Origin of the sequence: Lelliottia nimipressuralis (assembly GCF_004402045.1) — a bacterium.
In the GTDB taxonomy this organism is placed as follows: domain Bacteria; phylum Pseudomonadota; class Gammaproteobacteria; order Enterobacterales; family Enterobacteriaceae; genus Enterobacter; species Enterobacter chinensis.
In genome coordinates this window covers 99851-119031 of sequence record NZ_SOMG01000003.1, presented here as the reverse complement: position 1 = coordinate 119031, position 19181 = coordinate 99851, and the positions used below count along the sequence as shown (strand labels likewise).

The 19181-nt window shown below is 53.3% G+C and carries 15 protein-coding genes and 2 tRNA genes; 1 reads left to right on the top strand and 16 read right to left on the bottom strand.

Annotated elements, in window-relative coordinates; translation table 11 throughout:
• Window positions 1-102: 102 nt before the first annotated feature.
• The 11 genes from E3U32_RS01725 to E3U32_RS01675 form a co-directional block, all read right to left on the bottom strand.
• A complete protein-coding gene (locus E3U32_RS01725; protein WP_134347425.1) occupies window positions 103-2001 on the bottom strand; it encodes a DEAD/DEAH family ATP-dependent RNA helicase in 1899 nt (632 codons plus the stop codon).
• The gene (gene yrbN, locus E3U32_RS01720) at window positions 1994-2074 is read right to left on the bottom strand and encodes a protein YrbN (protein ID WP_097397692.1); all 81 of its coding nucleotides are present in this window, start codon (window positions 2072-2074) and stop codon (window positions 1994-1996) included. The genes E3U32_RS01725 and yrbN overlap by 8 nt, the downstream gene beginning before the upstream one ends.
• 107 nt (window positions 2075-2181) lie before the next feature.
• Complete coding sequence (nlpI, locus tag E3U32_RS01715; RefSeq protein WP_061096959.1) at window positions 2182-3066, bottom strand: lipoprotein NlpI; 885 nt, start codon at window positions 3064-3066, stop codon at window positions 2182-2184.
• A 108-nt stretch (window positions 3067-3174) separates the two neighbouring features.
• Entirely contained in the window at window positions 3175-5313 is a 2139-nt protein-coding gene (pnp, locus tag E3U32_RS01710; protein ID WP_134347424.1) for a polyribonucleotide nucleotidyltransferase, read from the bottom strand.
• A gap of 242 nt (window positions 5314-5555) precedes the next feature.
• Window positions 5556-5825 carry a 30S ribosomal protein S15 gene (rpsO, locus tag E3U32_RS01705; protein ID WP_003861789.1) on the bottom strand — a complete coding sequence of 90 codons (270 nt, stop codon included), beginning with the start codon at window positions 5823-5825 and terminating at the stop codon, window positions 5556-5558.
• A gap of 154 nt (window positions 5826-5979) precedes the next feature.
• Window positions 5980-6930, bottom strand: coding sequence for a tRNA pseudouridine(55) synthase TruB (truB, locus tag E3U32_RS01700; protein ID WP_134347423.1), 951 nt, complete (start codon window positions 6928-6930; stop codon window positions 5980-5982).
• Window positions 6930-7334 (bottom strand): 30S ribosome-binding factor RbfA, encoded by a 405-nt coding sequence (rbfA, locus tag E3U32_RS01695; protein WP_003024988.1) that lies wholly within the window; start codon window positions 7332-7334, stop codon window positions 6930-6932. The genes truB and rbfA overlap by 1 nt, the downstream gene beginning before the upstream one ends.
• Window positions 7335-7422: 88 nt before the next feature.
• Window positions 7423-10110, bottom strand: a complete 2688-nt coding sequence (gene infB, locus E3U32_RS01690; RefSeq protein WP_134347422.1) for a translation initiation factor IF-2 — start codon at window positions 10108-10110, stop codon at window positions 7423-7425.
• 24 nt (window positions 10111-10134) lie between these two features.
• Window positions 10135-11637, bottom strand: coding sequence for a transcription termination factor NusA (gene nusA, locus E3U32_RS01685; RefSeq protein ID WP_134347421.1), 1503 nt, complete (start codon window positions 11635-11637; stop codon window positions 10135-10137).
• A gap of 28 nt (window positions 11638-11665) precedes the next feature.
• The gene (gene rimP / locus E3U32_RS01680; protein WP_032639709.1) at window positions 11666-12118 is read right to left on the bottom strand and encodes a ribosome maturation factor RimP; all 453 of its coding nucleotides are present in this window, start codon (window positions 12116-12118) and stop codon (window positions 11666-11668) included.
• Between the two features lie 207 nt (window positions 12119-12325).
• Window positions 12326-12402: transfer RNA gene (locus E3U32_RS01675), tRNA-Met, on the bottom strand.
• Between the two features lie 287 nt (window positions 12403-12689).
• Here E3U32_RS01675 and argG point away from each other — a divergent pair.
• On the top strand, window positions 12690-14036 hold the full coding sequence (gene argG / locus E3U32_RS01670; RefSeq protein WP_134347420.1) for an argininosuccinate synthase: 1347 nt from the start codon (window positions 12690-12692) through the stop codon (window positions 14034-14036).
• Between the two features lie 181 nt (window positions 14037-14217).
• On the opposite strand, the gene E3U32_RS01665 is transcribed toward argG, so the two are convergent.
• The 5 genes from E3U32_RS01665 to ftsH all read right to left on the bottom strand — a co-directional run bounded on the left by E3U32_RS01665 (window position 14218) and on the right by ftsH (window position 19081).
• Window positions 14218-14304 (bottom strand) — tRNA-Leu (locus E3U32_RS01665).
• Window positions 14305-14313: 9 nt separating this feature from the next.
• The gene (secG, locus tag E3U32_RS01660) at window positions 14314-14646 is read right to left on the bottom strand and encodes a preprotein translocase subunit SecG (protein ID WP_023333590.1); all 333 of its coding nucleotides are present in this window, start codon (window positions 14644-14646) and stop codon (window positions 14314-14316) included.
• Window positions 14647-14869: 223 nt separating this feature from the next.
• Window positions 14870-16207, bottom strand: coding sequence for a phosphoglucosamine mutase (gene glmM, locus E3U32_RS01655; protein WP_134347419.1), 1338 nt, complete (start codon window positions 16205-16207; stop codon window positions 14870-14872).
• Entirely contained in the window at window positions 16200-17048 is an 849-nt protein-coding gene (gene folP, locus E3U32_RS01650) for a dihydropteroate synthase (RefSeq protein WP_134347418.1), read from the bottom strand. Before folP ends, glmM begins: the two co-directional genes overlap by 8 nt.
• Before the next feature lie 98 nt (window positions 17049-17146).
• Window positions 17147-19081, bottom strand: coding sequence for an ATP-dependent zinc metalloprotease FtsH (ftsH, locus tag E3U32_RS01645; RefSeq protein WP_134347417.1), 1935 nt, complete (start codon window positions 19079-19081; stop codon window positions 17147-17149).
• Between the last annotated feature and the right edge of the window lie 100 nt (window positions 19082-19181).

The window sequence follows — 19181 nt, the reverse complement described above, 5'->3', positions numbered from 1 at the left end:
ATGTGACGCACTGTACCAGTACAAGAGTACAAAAGGAATAAAAAAAGCCCCGATAGCGTGTATCGGGGCTGTATATTTTACTTTACGTCAGTTGCGTAAGGCTTACGCGTCACGGCGACGGCTGGTGCCTTCGTCACGACGTGGGCCACGGCTTTCACGGCGCTCGCCAGAGAAACGACGAGGTTCACCACCGCGACCTTCGCTGCGACCGCCTTCACGACGTTCGCCACCGAAGCTGCGACCACCGCCACGACGTTCACCGCCGCGGTCAGGGCGTGGCTGTGCATCGCCCATCAGCTGCATGTTCATCGGCTTGTTCAGGATGCGGGTACGCGTAAAGTGCTGCAGTACTTCACCCGGCATGCCTTTTGGCAGTTCGATGGTAGAGTGCGTACCGAACAGCTTGATGTTACCAATGTAACGGCTGCTGATGTCGCCTTCGTTAGCGATCGCGCCAACGATGTGACGAACTTCAACACCATCATCACGGCCCACTTCAATGCGGTACAGTTCCATGTCACCCGCGTCACGGCGTTCACGACGTGGACGGTCTTCACCACCACGCTCTGGACGGTCTGCACGTGGACCACGATCGTTACGATCGTTACGGTCACCACGACGTTCGAAGCGATCGTCACGGTCACGGAATTCACGCTTAGGACGCATCGGTGCATCTGGTGGCACGATCAGGCTACGTTCGCCCTGAGCCATTTTCAGCAGCGCTGCAGCCAGGGTTTCCATGTCCAGCTCTTCGCCTTCAGCGGTAGGCTGAATCTGCGACAGCAGCGCACGGTACTGATCCAGATCGCTGCTTTCCAGCTGCTGCTGTACTTTCGCGGCAAATTTTTCCAGACGACGTTTGCCCAGCAGATCTGCGTTTGGCAGGTCAGCTTCTGGAATGGTCAGCTTCATGGTGCGTTCGATGTTACGCAGCAGACGACGCTCGCGGTTCTCAACGAACAGCAATGCACGGCCAGCACGACCCGCACGACCGGTACGACCGATACGGTGAACGTAAGACTCTGAATCCATTGGGATGTCGTAGTTTACAACCAGGCTGATACGCTCAACGTCCAGACCACGTGCTGCCACGTCGGTTGCAATCAGGATATCCAGACGACCGTCTTTCAGACGCTCCAGAGTCTGCTCACGCAGGGCCTGGTTCATGTCGCCGTTCAGCGCTGCGCTGTTGTAGCCGCTACGTTCCAGGGCTTCAGCCACTTCCAGGGTCGCGTTTTTAGTACGAACGAAGATAATCGCCGCATCAAAATCTTCCGCTTCCAGGAAACGTACCAGCGCTTCGTTTTTGCGCATGCCGTACACAGACCAGTAGCTCTGGCTGATGTCCGGGCGAGTGGTTACGCTGGACTGAATACGCACTTCCTGAGGATCTTTCATGAAGCGTTTGGTGATACGACGAATCGCTTCTGGCATGGTGGCAGAGAACAGCGCGGTCTGATGACCGTCCGGGATCTGCGCCATGATGGTTTCGACGTCTTCGATGAAGCCCATACGCAGCATTTCATCTGCTTCATCCAGTACCAGGCCGCTCAGTTTTGAGAGGTCCAGAGTACCGCGCTTCAGGTGATCCAGCAGACGGCCCGGCGTACCGACAACAATCTGTGGACCCTGGCGCAGGGCGCGTAACTGCACGTCATAACGCTGGCCGCCGTACAGGGCTACCACGTTTACGCCGCGCATATGTTTAGAGAATTCCGTCATTGCTTCAGCAACCTGAACAGCCAGTTCACGGGTTGGAGCCAGGACGAGGATCTGCGGTGCACGCAGGTCCGGATCAATGTTGTTCAGCAGCGGCAGCGAGAACGCTGCAGTTTTACCGCTACCAGTCTGGGCCATGCCCAGCACGTCACGACCAGAAAGCAGGTGTGGGATACACTCAGCCTGGATCGGAGATGGTTTTTCGTAACCCAGATCGTTAAGGGCTTCAAGGATAGGAGCCTTCAGGCCCAGATCTGCAAAAGTGGTTTCGAATTCAGCCATGTAGTACAAGTGCCTCGATATTAATGGCGGCCAGTCTACTTAGCTCATCGTGAAAATGATTAGCAATTTTCATTGAAAAGTGTGAACCGGCTCAAAGTAGGTGTATTGACGAACAACAACGCCCTCACCAGTTAAGGTGATGACAATCAAAAGATTACGGGCTGATGTTTATGTCGTCAGCTATTGCTGGTCCGATTCTGCCAGGTCGTCTTGCTCCTGGCCCAAGAGCGATAATTCCAACAATGCATAACGGTGCTCAACGAAGTTGTGTACGTTGTTAGCAACCGCTAATTTGAACAGTGCCGTAGCGCTGTCCATATCCCCCAGACTTAGGTAGTACTTACCTAAATAGAAGTTGGTTTCACTGAGATGCTCAGCGAGCGAGGTGTTATCCGTTGCGTCCGCCTTGAGGCGTTCCATCAGCGTTGCTTCGCTAATGTTGCCCAGGTAGAACTCGACAATGTTCCATCCCCACTGTTCCTTGTCCGATTTATCGAAGCGCTGCTTCAGTGCCTCTTTTGCCTGCTTCTCATCGAGCTTCCGCTCAACGATGTAAAGCCACAGGCTACGGAAAGGATCATTAGGATCGTCTTGATAAAACGCCAGCAGATCATCTTGCGCTAACTTATCACGACCGCCGTAATACAATGCGATACCGCGATTCAAGTGCGCGTAGTTGTAAGTTGGATCAAGCTCAAGTACAGAATCAAACGCTTCATAGGCAGCATCAAAATTGCCTGCCTGCGTTAAATAAATGCCTAAGTAATTGAATACTTCAGGCATATCAGGTCGGATAGCCAGCGCTTGTGAAAAATCATTTCGCGCTAATGCCCTCAGACCGAGACTATCATACAACACTCCGCGCTCATATAAAAGCTGTGCGCGTTCGTCATCGGTTAAAGCCCGACTGGCAAGTATTTGTTCCATGCGTGCCAGGATCACTTCCTGCTGCAAAGTCGGTTGCAATGGCACTGCGAGGACTTCGCTCTTACGCCAGGCAGAGTTGCTGCATCCTGCCAGCGTTAAAGCTGTCGCAACGAAACACCAGCGCAAAAAAGGCTTCATTTCCCACTCCCGAAGACAACAATTGGATGAACGTCCTGTCCCCCGGCGGCTTAACAAGGCGTCCTGCCTGATAATAGGCCCTCCGCAAAGCGGAGGGCAAATTGCAACTTACTCGCCTTGCTGTTCTGCTGCCTGTGCTTCTGGCGCAGCAGCTGGCTGAGACTGCTCGGTTGCTTCTTTAATGCTCAGACGGATACGGCCCTGGCGATCAACTTCCAGAACTTTAACCGGTACTTCCTGACCCATCTGCAGGTAATCGGTCACTTTCTCTACACGCTTGTCAGCGATCTGAGAGATGTGAACCAGACCTTCTTTACCGCCACCAATGGCAACGAACGCGCCAAAGTCAACGATACGGGTCACTTTACCTGCGTAGACGCGGCCCACTTCGATTTCTGCAGTGATTTCTTCGATACGACGAATCGCGAATTTCGCTTTCTCGCCGTCGGTTGCTGCGATTTTCACAGTACCGTCATCTTCGATTTCGATCGTGGTGCCAGTCTCTTCGGTCAGCGCACGGATTACGGAACCGCCCTTACCGATAACATCTTTGATCTTGTCTGGATTGATCTTGATGGTGTGGATACGCGGCGCAAACTGAGAAATGTCGCCACGTGGCGCGTTAATCGCCTGTTCCATCACGCCCAGGATGTGCAGACGTGCACCCTTAGCCTGGTTCAGAGCAACCTGCATGATCTCTTTGGTGATGCCTTCAATTTTGATATCCATCTGCAGAGCAGAGATACCGTCGCGGGAACCCGCCACTTTGAAGTCCATATCACCCAGGTGATCTTCGTCGCCCAGAATGTCAGACAGCACAACAAAGTTGTCGCCTTCTTTCACCAGACCCATTGCGATACCCGCAACAGCGGCTTTGATCGGCACGCCTGCATCCATCAGCGCCAGAGATGCGCCACACACGGAAGCCATGGAAGAAGAACCGTTGGATTCAGTGATTTCAGAAACCACACGCACGGTGTACGGGAATTTATCCGCTTCTGGCATCACTGCCAGCACGCCGCGCTTCGCCAGACGGCCGTGACCAATTTCACGACGCTTAGGCGAGCCAACCATACCGGTTTCACCTACGGAGTACGGAGGGAAGTTATAGTGGAACAGGAAGCTGTCGGTGCGCTCGCCCATCAGTTCGTCGATGTTCTGTGCGTCACGCGCAGTACCCAGGGTCGCGGTAACCAGCGCCTGAGTTTCGCCACGGGTGAACAGTGCAGAACCGTGAGTACGTGGCAGTACGCCAGTACGAACGTCCAGACCGCGGATCATGTCTTTCTCACGACCATCGATACGCGGCTCGCCTGCCAGTACGCGGCTACGAACAGCATTTTTCTCGATAGCGTGCAGAATTTCGCTCAGCTCGTTAGCGTCCAGAGATTCATCCTCAGCAACCAGCGTAGCGATGGTTTCAGATTTGATGACATCAATCTGCGCGTAACGCTCTTGCTTGTCGGTGATGCGGTATGCATCGCTCAGACGTGCGCCCGCCAGTGCAGCAACGCGTGCGTTCAGCGCGTCGTTTACCGCTTCAGGCTGCCAGTCCCAACGTGGTTTACCGGCTTCTTTCACCAGGTCGTTGATGTTCTGGATAACAACCTGCTGCTGATCGTGGCCGAAGACCACTGCGCCCAGCATCTGGTCTTCGCTCAGCAGTTCAGCTTCGGATTCAACCATCAGCACAGCCGCTTCAGTACCCGCAACAACCAGGTCCAGCTTACTTTCTTTCAGCTCTTCCTGAGTTGGGTTCAGCACATACTGGTCATTGATGTAACCAACGCGCGCCGCACCGATTGGACCATTGAATGGAATACCAGACAGTGACAGGGCAGCAGATGCACCGATCATCGCCACGATGTCCGGGTTAACCTGTGGGTTAACGGAAACAACGGTCGCAATAACCTGCACTTCGTTAACGAAGCCTTCCGGGAACAGCGGACGAACCGGGCGGTCAATCAGACGCGCGATCAGGGTTTCACCTTCGCTTGGACGGCCTTCACGACGGAAGAAACCACCCGGGATTTTACCGGCAGCGTAGGTACGCTCCTGGTAGTTAACGGTCAGCGGGAAGAAATCCTGACCTGGTTTAGCTTTTTTCTGGCCAACAACGGTAACGAATACCGCAGTGTCATCCATGCTTACCATAACGGCAGCAGTAGCCTGACGTGCCATCATGCCGGTTTCCAGCGTGACGGTATGTTGACCGTACTGGAATTTACGAACGATCGGATTCAGCAAAGTTCTGTCCTTTCTTAAATGTTTGACAGCACACCACCGGTGTGCTGTCGATTTAACCCGACCTTCTTCGCATCCTCGCGACTAATGACAACCAACACCCCCATGGGTGAAGCCTCTCATTAGCCGCGCGAACCTCTGCAATGAAGATCATTTATAGCAACAATACAATAGTTTCCAGTGAATTGCTGCCGTCTGGTTGAAAAAAGGGGCCATCAGGCCCCCTTTTCTGAAACTCGCAAGACTTAGCGACGCAGACCCAGACGCTCGATCAGCGCGGTGTAGCGTGCAACATCTTTACGTTTCAGGTAGTCGAGCAGTTTACGACGCTGAGAAACCATACGCAGCAGACCACGACGGCTGTGGTGATCTTTTTTGTGCTCTGCAAAGTGACCCTGCAGGTGGTTAATCTGTGCAGTCAGCAGTGCAACCTGAACTTCGGTAGAACCGCTGTCGTTAGTACCACGACCAAACTCAGAAACGATTTTAGCTTTAGCTTCAACGCTTAGAGACATTTTCAAACTCCAAAATATAAAGAATGTAAGGGTGCCGATCTCTAATTCAGCGACCCCATGTACGCCTCGCAGATTGTTAAACAATTTACCAGGCGTTAAGCGGCGATATTCTACTCGTCTCCCCTGCTTATCGCAAGGTGAGCCGTTATCACCGTCACGCTTCGACCGGATATTCGACGACCAGACGACGCGGCGCAACGCGCCCTTCGCCATCCATTTCGCCCATCCCGATGAACTTGCCTTCGTCACCTTCGGTGACGCGGACCAGTCCTTCCAGCGGCGCTTGCGCCGTACGAACCGGATTACCGTTCTTAAAGTAAACGGACGATGTTAAAGGAAGATTAACGACCGGGAAGTCTGCTGCCGGACTGTCCATTGGCATCAGCAGTGGATCGAGCAAATCTGCCGGTGCAATCCCCTGAACTTGTGCCTGCTCAACCAGCTCGCACAGCTGTTCCAGGGTCACCATCCGCTCCACCGGGTACTTGCTCACCGCCAGGCGGCGCAGGTAAATCACATGCGCGCCACAGCCCAGCTTTTCCCCGAGGTCGTCGATAATGGTGCGAATATAGGTCCCTTTCGAACAGTGTACTTCCAGCTCCAGTTCGTCACCTTCGTGGCGAATAAACAGCAGCTCATACACGGTTATCGGACGGGCTTCACGCGGGACTTCAATACCCTGGCGCGCATATTCGTAGAGTTTTTTCCCCTGATATTTTAGCGCCGAATACATCGACGGCACCTGCATCGTGTCCCCACGGAAGCTCTCCAGCGCAGCATCAAGCTGTTCCGCGCTGAACGTCACCGGACGCTCTTCTACCACCTGGCCATCCGCATCGGAGGTATCCGTGCGCTGGCCCAGTTTAGCGATGACGCGATAACGCTTATCGGAGTCGAGCAGGTACTGGGAAAACTTTGTCGCCTCTCCCAGACAGACCGGCAGCATACCGGTTGCCAGCGGATCGAGCGCGCCGGTGTGGCCCGCACGGTTGGCGTTAAAAATACGCTTAACTTTTTGCAGCACGTCGTTGCTGGAAGCGCCCTGGGGTTTATCCAGCAGCAGCACACCATGCACGTCGCGACCACGACGACGAGGACGACTCATTAGTCCTCCTTGCTGTCGTCCGCCGGGTTAACACGACGCTCATCGTCATGTTTAACCACGCTGGTCACCAGGTTGGACATGCGCATACCTTCGACCAGCGAGTTGTCGTAGAAGAAGGTCAGTTCAGGCACGATACGCAGGCGCATCGCTTTGCCGAGCAGAGAGCGGATGAAACCAGAAGCTTCCTGTAGCGCTTTAATGCCGTTTTTCACTGCGGCTTCGTCCTGATCGTTCAGGAAGGTGACGAACACTTTGGCATAGGCCAGATCACGGGACATTTCCACACCGGAAACGGTGGTCATCATGCCGACGCGTGGGTCTTTGATTTCACGTTGCAGAATGAGTGCGATCTCTTTCTGCATTTCCTGCGCTACGCGCTGTGGGCGACCAAATTCTTTCGCCATAATAAATTCTCCAGACAAAAAAGGGGCTAAAGCCCCTTTTTAAAATTATTGCCGGGTGGCGCGAGGCGTTCCCGGCCGACATCAGTCATTATGCAATAGTACGCTGAATTTCGATGATCTCGAACACTTCGATCATATCGCCAACGCGAACGTCGTTGTAGTTCTTCACGCCGATACCACATTCCATGCCGTTACGGACTTCGTTGACGTCATCTTTGAAGCGGCGCAGGGATTCCAGCTCGCCTTCATAGATAACCACGTTGTCGCGCAGGACGCGGATTGGGTTGTGACGCTTGATGTTACCTTCGGTAACCATACAGCCCGCGATCGCACCGAATTTCGGTGATTTGAACACGTCACGCACTTCAGCCAGACCGATGATCTGCTGTTTCAGCTCAGGAGACAGCATGCCGCTCATCGCTGCTTTCACTTCGTCGATCAGGTTATAGATGACGGAGTAGTAACGCAGATCCAGGCTTTCGGCTTCAATCACTTTACGCGCAGACGCATCCGCACGAACGTTGAAGCCAACCAGGATCGCGTTGGATGCAGCAGCCAGGGTGGCGTCGGTTTCGGTGATACCACCTACGCCAGAACCGATGATCTTCACTTTAACTTCGTCAGTAGACAGTTTCAGCAAGGAGTCGGAGATCGCTTCCACAGAACCCTGAACGTCGGCTTTCAGAACGACGTTCACTTCGTGAACTTCACCCTCGGTCATGTTAGCAAACATGTTCTCGAGTTTAGATTTCTGCTGACGAGCCAGTTTAACTTCACGGAATTTGCCCTGACGATACAGTGCCACTTCACGCGCTTTCTTCTCGTCACGCACAACGGTCACTTCGTCACCAGCAGCCGGAACACCGGACAGACCCAGGATTTCCACAGGAATGGACGGACCCGCTTCCAGCACTTCCTGACCCAGTTCGTTACGCATCGCACGAACGCGGCCGTATTCGAAGCCACACAGAACGATGTCGCCCTTGTTCAGCGTACCTTCGCGAACCAGAACAGTTGCAACCGGACCACGACCTTTATCCAGGAAGGATTCGATCACCGCGCCGCTCGCCATACCATTACGGATCGCTTTCAGCTCCAGAACTTCAGCCTGCAGCAGGATAGCATTCAGCAGGTCGTCGATACCGGTACCCGCTTTTGCAGATACTGGGATGAACTGCGCTTCACCGCCCCACTCTTCCGGCATAACGCCGTACTGAGACAGTTCGTTCTTCACGCGGTCCATATCGGCTTCTGGCTTATCGATTTTGTTGACTGCAACAACCAAAGGCACCTGCGCCGCTTTCGCGTGCTGAATAGCTTCGATGGTCTGTGGCATCACGCCATCATCTGCTGCAACAACCAGTACAACGATATCCGTAGCCTGAGCACCACGAGCACGCATTGAGGTAAACGCTGCGTGGCCTGGGGTATCCAGGAAGGTGATCATGCCATTTTCTGTTTCTACGTGGTAAGCACCGATGTGCTGGGTAATACCACCCGCTTCACCAGAGGCAACCTTAGTAGAACGAATGTAGTCAAGCAGAGAGGTTTTACCGTGGTCAACGTGACCCATGATGGTCACAACCGGTGCACGCGGTTCAGCCGCAGCACCTGTGTCACGGTCGCTCATTACTGCTTCTTCCAGCTCGTTTTCACGACGCAGGATAACTTTATGGCCCATCTCTTCGGCAACCAGCTGTGCGGTTTCCTGATCGATAACCTGGTTGATGGTTGCCATGGCGCCCAGTTTCATCATCGCTTTGATGACCTGAGAGCCTTTGACTGCCATCTTGTTCGCCAGATCGCCAACGGTGATGGTTTCGCCGATCACAACGTCACGGTTTACGGCCTGAGCTGGCTTCTGGAAGCTCTGCTGCAGAGCGGAACCTTTACGCTTACCGCCTTTACCACCGCGAACGGCAGCGCGTGCTTCTTCACGGTCAGCTTTGGATTCAGCGTGCTTATTGCCTTTTTTCGCAGGGCGCGCAGCTTTAGTACTGCGAGTACGACCGCGACCACCTTCAACTTCACGGTCGTTGTCGTCTTCAGCCTGACGCGCGTGCTGAGAGGTGGTCACGTGATAATCGCTGGTATCTTCAGTCGGTTCAGCGGTATTCACACCATTTTTCTCGTTTTCTTCTGCCATACGGCGCGCTTCTTCAGCCACACGGCGAGCTTCTTCTTCAAGCTTACGGCGGGCTTCTTCTTCCGCTTTACGCTTCAGCTCGGCAGCTTCATTTTCACGGCGGGCTTTTTCAGCCTGGGCGGTTTTTGTCATTTCGTCGGTCTGTTGATTGCTCACTTTGTCTTTTTCCGCAGCGTCACGCTTCACTTTATCACTTGCGTCGCGTTTCGCTTTTTCTGCGGCCTCACGTTCAGCTTTTAATTCTGCTTCACGTTTGGCGGTTGCTTCCGCCTCACGCTGAGCTTGTTCTTCCGCTTCACGCTGTGCCTGCTCTTCCGCGGCAAGGCGTTCTGCCTCTTGCGGATCACGTTTTACAAAGGTGCGCGTCTTGCGGACTTCAATTTGTACCGATTTGCTTTTGCCACCGGTACCAGGGATGTTTAACGTGCTACGCGTTTTGCGCTGCAGCGTTAACTTGTCAGGCGTAGAACCGTGTTCACGGTTCAGGTGCGTTAACAAGGTTTGTTTTTCTTGCGCGGTCACCGAGTCATCAGCGGACTTCGGGATCCCTGCATCAGCAAATTGCTGTACCAGGCGGTCCACGGAGGTCTGAATCTCAGCAGCCAGCGATTTTACAGTTACATCAGTCATGCTGTTCCTTCCTGCTACAGTTTATTACGCTTCGTCGCCGAACCAGCAAATATTACGTGCGGCCATGATGAGCTCGCCGGCTTTTTCGTCGGTTAAACCGTCGATATCAGCCAGGTCATCAACGCCTTGCTCAGCGAGATCTTCCAGCGTACAAACACCACGGGCAGCCAGCTTGAACGCAATCGCACGATCAAGACCTTCCAGATTCAGCAGGTCATCAGCCGGCTTCTTATCGCCAAGGCTTTCTTCCTGAGCCAGTGCCAGGGTGGTCAGTGCGTTTTTAGCGCGTTCACGCAGGGCTTCAACAGTCTGTTCATCCAGACCGTCAATTTCCAGCAGCTCTTTCATTGGCACATAGGCCAGTTCTTCCAGCGTAGAGAAACCTTCTTCAACCAGAACAGTGGCGAAATCTTCGTCAATATCCAGGTATTTAGTGAAGGTATCGATCGCCGCATGGGCTTCAGCCTGATGCTTAGCCTGCAGGTCATCAACGGTCATAACGTTGAGTTCCCAGCCGCTCAGCTGCGACGCCAGGCGTACGTTCTGACCGTTACGGCCGATTGCCTGCGCCAGGTTGCCCGCTTCAACAGCGATATCCATGGTGTGTTTGTCTTCGTCAACAACGATAGACGCCACATCAGCTGGAGCCATTGCGTTGATCACGAACTGCGCCGGGTTGTCATCCCACAGAACGATATCAATACGTTCGCCGCCCAGCTCAGTAGAAACTGCCTGGACACGCGCACCGCGCATACCGACGCAAGCACCGACCGGGTCGATACGCTTGTCGTTGGTTTTCACCGCAATTTTCGCACGGGAGCCCGGATCGCGAGCCGCCGCTTTAATCTCGATAACTTCTTCGCCGATTTCCGGTACTTCGATACGGAACAGTTCAACCAGCATTTCTGGTTTAGAACGGGTCACGAACAGCTGTGCACCACGCGCTTCAGGGCGAACGGCGTACAGAACACCGCGGATACGGTCGCCTGGACGGAAGTTTTCACGCGGCAGCATATCTTCACGCAGGATCACGGCTTCAGCGTTACCCGGCAACCCTTCGGATTTGATCTCCAGAGAGATGTTGTCGCGGTTAACTTTCTTCACCACGCCCGTGATGATTTCGCCTTCCTGATCGCGGAACTGATCGACAACCAGCGCGCGCTCAGCTTCGCGCACTTTCTGCACGATAACCTGCTTCGCGGTCTGGGTGGTGATACGGTCGAAGGTGACAGATTCAATCTGGTCTTCAACATACTCACCCACGTTCAGACTTTCGTCTTCATAACGTGCCGCTTCCAGCGTGATCTCTTTAGTCGGCTGGGTCACTTCTTCTACGATTACCCAACGACGGAAAGTATCGAAGTCACCGCTTTTACGATCGATTTCTACGCGAACATCGATCTCTTGTTCGTATTTTTTCTTGGTTGCTGTAGCCAGTGCACTTTCCAGCGCTTCGAAAATCTTCTCACGCGGCAGTGATTTCTCGTTGGAGACGGCTTCAACAACAGCCAAAATTTCTTTGTTCATCGCGGGCTTTTCACCTCAATCCAGACTGTTAAAAGTGGGGAACCAGGTTCGCCTTCTGGATATTACTCAGCGCGAACACTTCATCTTTGCCGTCGACTGTCACCGTGATCATTTCACCATCAACGGCTTTGATAATTCCCTGCCATTTACGGCGGTTCTGTACGGCCATACGCAGAACGAGAGCCACTTCTTCACCGGTAAAGCGCACATAGTGCTCGGCCGTGAACATCGGGCGATCGAGGCCAGGTGAGGAAACTTCCAGGTTGTACGCAACGGTAATCGGATCTTCAACATCAAGAACCGCACTCACCTGGTGGCTAACATCAGCACAATCATCAACATTGATGCCATCTTCACTATCAATATAGATGCGCAGCGTCGATGTACGGCCGCGAACGAATTCGATGCCGACCAGTTCGTAGCCCAGTGCTTCGACCGGTGCAGTAATCATCTCTGTTAATTTTTGCTCTAATGTGGACAAGCCCACCCCCAAGACATAAAAAAAGGGCGTAAAGCCCAGTTATTCTGTAGTCAGATAACAAAAAACCCCGATAAATCGGGGCTTTAGATAACTGAACCCTATAGCCACAACTGTGGCCTGGAGCACTCTCCGAAAGAATTTTTTCAAATCCAGCTACGAAGGCTCTAAGTCTTCACAGTATATTTGAAAAAGAACTTTATGGGAAAGTGGTTGCGGGGGCCGGATTTGAACCGACGACCTTCGGGTTATGAGCCCGACGAGCTACCAGGCTGCTCCACCCCGCGCCTGAAACGTGGCAAATTCTACGCGTTTTGGACAGAATTTGCAAATAATGCTGGGATTTGGTACCGAAGACGGGACGTAAAATCGGCGTTTAGTATATTGATAGTTGACCCCACCTGTCAAGGCGACTTCCGCCAGATCAATCAGACCAAAATTTTTACAAAAAACGCACGAGTCTCTTCCGGTCTTCGCCAAAAGATGATTAAATGAATACTCACTTATTTTGCATAAAAATGCACAAGAGAGCGAAAGCGGTCTCTAATCAGTCAATCAAGCAGGGTTTTATTCTATGACGACGATTCTCAAGCATCTTCCGGTAGGACAACGTATTGGCATCGCTTTCTCAGGCGGCCTGGATACCAGCGCTGCACTGCTGTGGATGCGCCAGAAGGGAGCGGTTCCGTATGCATATACTGCGAACCTGGGTCAGCCGGACGAGGACGACTATGATGCTATTCCTCGTCGCGCTAAAGAGTACGGTGCAGAGAACGCGCGCCTGATTGACTGCCGTAAGCAACTGGTCGCTGAAGGTATCGCGGCTATTCAGTGTGGTGCTTTCCATAACACCACCGGCGGCCTGACCTATTTCAACACCACTCCGCTGGGCCGTGCAGTCACCGGCACCATGCTGGTTGCCGCCATGAAAGAAGACGGCGTGAACATCTGGGGTGACGGTAGTACCTATAAAGGTAACGATATCGAACGCTTCTATCGTTATGGCCTGCTGACCAACGCCGAATTGCAGATCTACAAACCGTGGCTGGATACTGACTTCATCGACGAGCTGGGTGGTCGTCATGAGATGTCCGAGTTCATGATCGCCTGTGGTTTTGACTATAAGATGTCCGTAGAGAAAGCGTACTCCACCGACTCCAACATGCTGGGTGCGACGCACGAAGCAAAAGACCTGGAGTTCCTGAACTCCAGCGTGAAGATCGTTAACCCGATCATGGGCGTGAAGTTCTGGGACGAGAATGTCAAAATCCAGGCCGAAGAAGTGACCGTTCGTTTCGAGCGCGGCCATCCGGTTGCACTGAACGGTAAAACATTCTCTGATGATGTTGAGCTGATGCTGGAAGCTAACCGTATTGGTGGTCGTCACGGTCTGGGCATGAGCGATCAGATTGAAAACCGTATCATCGAAGCGAAAAGCCGCGGCATCTATGAAGCTCCGGGAATGGCACTGCTGCACATCGCTTACGAGCGTCTGCTGACTGGTATTCACAACGAAGACACCATCGAGCAATATCACTCTCATGGCCGTCAGTTGGGTAAACTGCTGTATCAGGGCCGCTGGTTCGATCCACAGGCGCTGATGCTGCGTGATGCGTTGCAGCGTTGGGTCGCAAGTGCGATCACCGGTGAAGTCACCCTGGAACTGCGTCGCGGTAACGACTACTCCATCCTGAATACCGTGTCTGACAACCTGACCTATAAAGCAGAGCGTCTGACCATGGAGAAAGGTGAATCCGTGTTCTCGCCGGACGATCGTATTGGTCAGCTGACCATGCGTAACCTGGATATCACCGATACCCGTGAGAAGCTGTTCAACTATGTTGAGAATGGCCTGCTCTCCGCAAACTCTGGTAACGGCCTGCCGCAGGTTGAAAACCTGGAACACAGCGTTAAGAAGTAATCACTGTACCGAAATGCAAAAGGCGCCTGAAGGCGCCTTTTTTGTTGTCGGGTTTTCGTAGGCCCGGCAAGCATCGCGCCACCGGGCGAAACGGCGGGTGGCGCTACGCTTACCCGCCCTACAAAATCACAAACTACAGACGAAAAAAAAGACGTCTTTCGACGTCTTTCTTCTGGAATATTGGTACCGAGGATGGGACTCGAACCCACAAGCCCGTTAGGGCACTACCACCTCAAGGTAGCGTGTCTACCAATTCCACCACCTCGGTACAGAATACTTAGTGCGGGATATCGCTGGTCGGCTTAGCCGGCGCAGCTGGCTGAGTCTGCTCAGTTTTAGCTGGCGCGCTCAGATTTTCCCACTCGCTTCCTTTGCTGGTCTTGTTGCTGTTGATATTGCCAAGCACCAGACTGATGATGAAGAACAGCGTAGCCAGAATCGCCGTTGTGCGGGTCATGAAGTTCGCAGAACCACTTGAACCAAACAGCGTACCGGAAGCGCCTGCTCCGAAGGAGGCTCCCATATCAGCGCCTTTACCTTGCTGCAGCATAATCAGCGCTACGAGAGCGATGGCTACAATAAGGAAAATAACTAAAAGAGCTTCGTACATAATCAACCTGTTCCTTGCGGATTTGCCGCATACCAATGCTTCGACCAATTAGCAGGATTTTTGTTTCCCACTGAAGCGGGTGTGAATACTAACCAAAGCGAATGGCCTTCGCAAGGGCATTTTTGACGCATTGTATCAACTGCGGAAAAAAACAGCAAAAAGCCATTAATTGCTTAAAACAAAGGCGACAAAAGCCGCCTTTTTAAACATTTAGCGTGCAAGATTATGCAGCTTTTACAGCATCCGCAATGCGGTGTGCGAACTCAGTGACCTGCGCTTCGTCTTCACCTTCGACCATGACGCGGATCAGCGGTTCGGTACCGGACTTACGCAGCAGCACGCGTCCACGATTACCCAGGGCCGCTTCAACGTCAGCCATTACTGCTTTCACGTTCTCATTTTCCAGCGGATCGCCTTTGCCCGCAGTGAAGCGCACGTTCACCAGGAGCTGAGGGAACATTTTCATCCCGCTGCAGAGGTCGTGCAGGCTCATATGGTTGCGTGCCATTGCGGCAACCACCTGCAGCGCGGCCACGATGCCATCTCCGGTGGTGGTTTTGTCGAGCAGGATCACGTGGCCCGAGTTTTCTGCACCAATACGCCAGCCCTTCTCCTGCAGTTTTTCCAGCACATAGCGGTCACCCACTTTCGCGCGGACAAACGGAATACCGAGCTGTTTCAGCGCCAGCTCCAGGCCCATGTTACTCATCAGGGTACCGACGGCGCCGCCGCGCAGCTGACCCTGACGCAGGCCCTCACGCGCGATGATATAAAGGATCTGATCACCGTCGACTTTATTACCTTCGTGGTCGACCATGATCACGCGGTCACCGTCGCCGTCCAGCGCAATGCCCAGATCGGCTTTTTCAGCCAGAACGCGCGCCTGCAGGGCACGAACGTCAGTTGCACCGACCTGCTCGTTAATGTTCAGACCATCCGGCTCGCAGCCGATGGTGATCACTTTCGCGCCCAGTTCGCGGAAAACATTCGGGGCGATGTGATAGGTCGCGCCATTTGCACAGTCCACCACAATTTTAAGGTGCGCCAGGCTCAGCTCATTTGGGAAGGTGCCTTTACAGAATTCGATATAACGACCCGCCGCATCGACAATACGGTTCGCTTTACCCAGCTCTGCGGAATCAACACAGGTGATCTCTTTTTCCATTTCGGCTTCAATTGCTTCCTCCACTTCATCCGGCAGCTTGGTACCATCGATAGAGAAGAACTTGATGCCGTTATCATAGAACGGGTTGTGGGAAGCCGAGATGACAATCCCCGCTTCCGCACGGAAGGTACGGGTCAGATATGCAACCGCAGGCGTTGGCATTGGGCCTGTAAAGGAAGCAGACAGTCCAGCCGCCGCGAGACCGGCTTCCAGCGCAGATTCCAGCATATAGCCCGAAATACGGGTATCTTTACCGATAATGATCTTACGGGAACCATGACGCGCCAGTACCTTGCCAGCAGCCCAGCCGAGCTTCAGGACAAAATCAGGGGTGATGGGAGCATCGCCTACACGCCCACGGATACCATCGGTACCAAAATATTTACGATTACTCATAGCGTTTGTTTTCCTTCGCTGCCAGTGTGGCTTCCACCACCCGCATGGCTTCTACTGTTTCTTTGACGTCATGGACACGAATAATGTGTGCGCCTTGCATTGCCGCAATCACCGCGCAGGCCAGACTACCACTCAGCCGTTCACCTGGCCCAACATTCAGTAACTGACCAATCATCGACTTTCTCGACATCCCCACCAGTAACGGCAGGCCAAAGTGATGAAATTCCGATAAGCGCGCAAGCAGCGCATAATTGTGTGAGAGATTTTTACCGAAACCGAACCCCGGGTCGAGCAGCAATTTCTCTTTTGGGATACCTGCACGTTCACAGCGCGCAATATGCTCAATAAAGAAGCGATTCACGTCGGCATAGACATCGTCATACTTAGGCGCTTCCTGCATGGTTTTCGGCTGGCCCTGCATATGCATCAGACAAACTGGCAGCCCGGTTTCCGCTGCTGCTTCAATCGCGCCCGGCTCGGTGAGTGAACGAATATCATTGATAATATGAGCACCTACTCTCGCCACTTCACGAATCACCTCAGGTTTGGAAGTGTCGACGGAGATCCATACTTCGAAACGTTGTGCAATCGCTTCAACCACCGGTACCACGCGCGCCAGTTCTTCTTCCACAGACACGTCAGCCGCCCCCGGACGCGTCGATTCGCCGCCAACGTCAATGATGGTGGCACCCGCATTAATCATTAAGTTTGCGTGCTTAACCGCCTCAATAAGCGTGTTATGCGTGCCGCCGTCAGAGAAGGAGTCAGGGGTAACATTCAGGATCCCCATCACATGAGGATGTGAAAGATCGAGATGCGAGTCCTGGGCGAATAATTTCATGGCGAAATCCCTGGTATCTATATGGTTAAACAGAAATGAAAAACCCCGGAGCAAGCTCCAGGGTTTGAGGTACGGACAAATGCTTCAACAGCAGTGACTTACTTATCGCCCAACTGTTCTGACATGGTATTGCCCGGGTTTGGCGTACGCGGTTCATCAACCGGACGCGGCGCACGCGGGGTGCCATTGTTGTCAGAATTATTGGAAGCGCCTGGGTCTTCCCAGCCTGCTGGCGGACGCACTTCGCGACGCGCCATCAGGTCGTCAATCTGCGGTGCATCGATGGTCTCATATTTCATGAGTGCATCTTTCATCGAATGCAGGATGTCCATATTGTCATTCAGGATCTGGCGAGCACGTGCATAGTTACGCTCAACCAGAGATTTTACTTCCTGATCGATGATACGTGCCGTCTCATCGGACATATGTTTCGCTTTCGCCACAGAACGGCCCAGGAATACTTCGCCCTCTTCCTCTGCGTACAGCAGCGGACCGAGTTTGTCGGAGAAGCCCCACTGCGTCACCATGTTACGCGCCAGGTTTGTCGCAACTTTAATGTCGTTGGACGCACCGGTAGAAACATGTTCAACACCGTAGATAATCTCTTCTGCCAGACGACCACCGTAGAGGGTAGAAATCTGACTTTCCAGTTTCTGACGGCTGGCGCTGATCGCGTCGCCCTCAGGCAGGAAGAAAGTGACACCCAACGCACGTCCGCGCGGAATAATCGTCACCTTATGCACCGGATCGTGTTCCGGTACCAGACGACCGATAATCGCGTGACCCGCTTCGTGGTATGCCGTGGACTCTTTCTGCGCTTCCGTCATCACCATGGAGCGGCGTTCCGCACCCATCATGATCTTGTCTTTCGCTTTCTCGAACTCCACCATCGACACGACGCGTTTGTTACCGCGAGCGGCAAACAGTGCTGCTTCGTTGACCAGGTTAGCCAGGTCCGCACCGGAGAAGCCCGGGGTACCACGCGCAATGATTGCCGCGTCGATATCTGGCGCCAGCGGTACGCGACGCATATGGACTTTCAGAATCTGCTCACGACCGCGAACATCCGGCAGACCGACCACAACCTGACGGTCGAAACGGCCTGGACGCAGCAGAGCGGGGTCAAGTACGTCTGGACGGTTAGTTGCTGCGATAACGATGATACCTTCGTTACCTTCGAAGCCGTCCATCTCAACCAGCATCTGGTTCAGCGTCTGCTCGCGTTCATCGTGACCACCACCCAGACCTGCGCCACGCTGGCGGCCAACGGCGTCGATTTCATCGATGAAGATAATGCACGGTGCTGCCTTCTTGGCCTGCTCGAACATGTCACGCACACGAGATGCACCGACACCCACGAACATTTCTACGAAGTCAGAACCTGAAATAGTAAAGAACGGCACCTTCGCTTCACCCGCGATAGCTTTCGCCAGCAAGGTTTTACCAGTACCCGGAGGGCCAACCATCAGCACGCCTTTCGGGATCTTACCGCCCAGTTTCTGGAAACGGCTCGGCTCGCGCAGGTATTCAACCAGTTCAGCAACCTCTTCTTTCGCTTCGTCACACCCGGCGACGTCGGCGAACGTGGTCTTGATCTGGTCTTCCGTCAGCATACGCGCCTTGCTCTTACCGAACGACATGGCACCTTTGCCACCGCCGCCCTGCATCTGGCGCATAAAGAAGATCCAGACGCCGATAAGAAGCAGCATTGGGAACCAGGAAATGAAGATAGAAGCCAGCAGGCTTGGTTCTTCTGGCGGCTCACCTACCACCTTGACGTTTTTAGTCAGAAGGTTATCAAGCAGCTTAGGATCGTTCACCGGGATGTAAGTCGTGTAACGGTTACTATCTTTCTTGGTAACGTTGATCTCACGTCCGTTGATACGCGCTTCGCGAACCTGGTCCTGATTGACCTCCTGCAGGAAGGTAGAATAATCCACCTTGCGGCCATTCGACTCGCTGGGCCCAAAGCTCTGGAATACTGACATCAGCACAACGGCAATGACCAGCCAGAGTATTAGGTTTTTCGCCATGTCACTCAAGGGATTAACCTCATATTACAACTGTGTTAAAAACAGCGTCAGGATACTCTATATCCAGTTTCATTCAAACTTTCGCCTGAAATCCACCGGT